The 2,171-nt window shown below is 47.3% G+C and carries 2 protein-coding genes; both read left to right on the top strand.

The features are described from left to right. Positions 1-168 precede the first annotated feature (168 nt). Positions 169-1,047 carry a Tic22 family protein gene (locus H6S82_RS30285; protein ID WP_190475837.1) on the top strand — a complete coding sequence of 293 codons (879 nt, stop codon included), beginning with the start codon at positions 169-171 and terminating at the stop codon, positions 1,045-1,047. Between the two features lie 42 nt (positions 1,048-1,089). Beyond that, on the top strand, positions 1,090-2,031 hold the full coding sequence (gene prmC / locus H6S82_RS30280; protein WP_191057253.1) for a peptide chain release factor N(5)-glutamine methyltransferase: 942 nt from the start codon (positions 1,090-1,092) through the stop codon (positions 2,029-2,031). The last annotated feature ends 140 nt before the right edge of the window (positions 2,032-2,171 follow it).

Here is a 2,171-nt window from a genome sequence, read left to right as displayed (position 1 = left end):
GGAGCTATGTGAAATAAAGCAATATCCCTGGCACAGCTTAGCTTAGCTGAGGAGTGTCAATACTAAAAACTAAACAGCCACTACATTCCAATTAAAAATGATTGCGATAGTATACCTAGTTAAGCGCTGTGCAATTTTTTCTAATATGGCATTATTTCAGGAGAGGTTATGAAATCAATTTTTCGCTGGGGTGCAACCCTGGGTTTGATTGGCAGCACTCTATTAAGCACTTTGTTTGTTGACAATCTGAGGGCGCTTGCCTTAACGCAAGAGGAAATTGTCCAAAAGCTCAGACCGATACCAGTATTTATTGTTGCCAATCCACAATCTGGCGAACTGCTGGTCGGTCGCGTCAATAATCAACAGGGCGGGAATGGTGCCAACGCGCAGAACAATGTTTCTGTAGCTCGCATTTTTGTCAGCCAGCAGGATGCTCAGGCTTTTTTGAACAAGCTGAGAACTGAAAGACCGGAACTGGGAAGAAATATGCAGGTAATACCCAGGTCGCTAGGAGAATTGTACCAGCGGGCGCAAGAGAATAAAAACCAGTCAGAACGTTTGGTGTTTGATGTGGTGCCGGTGCAGCAACAGGTAGATTCGGCGTTGGCGCTGTTGCGCCAGAGCGGTCAGCAGGATAAGAATTTTGATGGGGTACCTTTGTTTATTGCCAGAGGTGGGCCAGACAAAGGATACATCACCATGCAGGTTCCAGAAATGGGCGAACAGCAGATTATTCCGGTATTTTTCAGCAAGGAAGATGCCCAGAATATGCTGAATCAGTTTAAGCAACAAAATCCCCAACAAGCTTCTAATGCTGATATTCAGGTGGTGAATTTGGAAGGGGTGATTCAGACTTTGTTGAGCAAGAATGACCCCTGGCTAAACCAATTAATGTTGGTTCCCCCTCCGGAGGCTAGACAATTTTTGCGATCGCTCCAACAACAATCTTCCCCCCAAAATCAAAATCGTCCCGCTAATCGGGGAAATAGTGCGCCTGCTCGCAACAATAATCAATCGGCACCTGCAAATAGACAGCAAAATCGCTAATTTGTCAAGGGCGATCTGTGAGATGCGAGTAGTCATTTAGCGATGGCGGACGATCGAAGTGTTTCGGGTTTAGAACTGTGGCGGTGGCGTCAGAATGCTTTGGCGGCGGCTAAAGCAGCTGATGTCCCGCTGACAGAAGTGGATTGGATGTTGCAGGAAGTAGCTGGGCTCGATCGCTTGACGCTGCGTTTAGAATCGTACAAGGATTGGCCGAAAATTAAATTAAAGTTGCCGCTACCGGAGTTAAACCAGCTGTGGCAACGGCGTCTGCAAGAGCGCTTGCCAGTACAATATGTAACTGGTATCGCTCCCTGGCGACATTTTAAACTGAAGGTTTCACCAGCAGTTCTAATTCCCCGTCCGGAGACGGAGTGCCTGATCGATTTGGCGATCGCATCTGTCAAAAGACCGGACTATTCAAGTAATAGCTATTATCCCGCTCTCCCGCTCTCCCGCTCTCCCGCTTTGCCCCATTGGGCAGATTTGGGAACTGGAAGTGGTGCGATCGCGATCGGTTTGGCAGATGCCTTTCCGGATGCTACTATTCATGCTGTAGACAAAAGCGCAGCCGCTCTGGATATTGCTCGCGAGAATGCCCAAACTTTGGGATTTGCTAATAGAATTAATTTTTATCGAGGTTCCTGGTTTGAGCCTTTGGAACATCTCAAAGGCAAGCTGAGTGGTATGATATCGAATCCACCTTATATTCCCAGGGAGATGCTGCCAAGTCTGCAAGCGGAAGTAACCAAACACGAACCGCACCTCGCCCTTGATGGTGGAATTGATGGTTTGGATTGCATTCGTCACTTGGTAGAAAAAGCACCGGAATATTTGCGTCCTGGTGGTTTATGGTTGATTGAAATGATGGCAGGACAGGCGGATGCTGTCGCCGAGTTGCTGGAACGTCAGGGAAGTTATTGTGAAATTCAGATATTTTCAGATTTAGAGGGAGTCAATCGATTTGCTTTGGCTTATCGCTGTTAATATTCTACGCTTTTCATGCGTCAATTCGCTGTTAAAAGAGTCATATCGTGTCCGGTTACCGAAAACCGTGCGTGAAAGCCCCTGGCTTTAGACATGGGGATGAAACGCACCTGGCGATTTTAATCGCCGTCAAGTCCCTG

It is taken from the genome of Planktothrix sp. FACHB-1355 (assembly GCF_014748295.1).
In the GTDB taxonomy this organism is placed as follows: domain Bacteria; phylum Cyanobacteriota; class Cyanobacteriia; order Cyanobacteriales; family Aerosakkonemataceae; genus Aerosakkonema; species Aerosakkonema funiforme_A.
This window is presented reverse-complemented; position numbering and strand designations above follow the sequence as displayed.

Coding starts and splice junctions, on each gene's coding strand:
- H6S82_RS30285 (WP_190475837.1), top strand. CDS start 169: ATGAAATCAATTTTTCGCTGGGGTGCAACCCTGGGTTTGATTGGCAGC.
- prmC (WP_191057253.1), top strand. CDS start 1,090: ATGGCGGACGATCGAAGTGTTTCGGGTTTAGAACTGTGGCGGTGGCGT.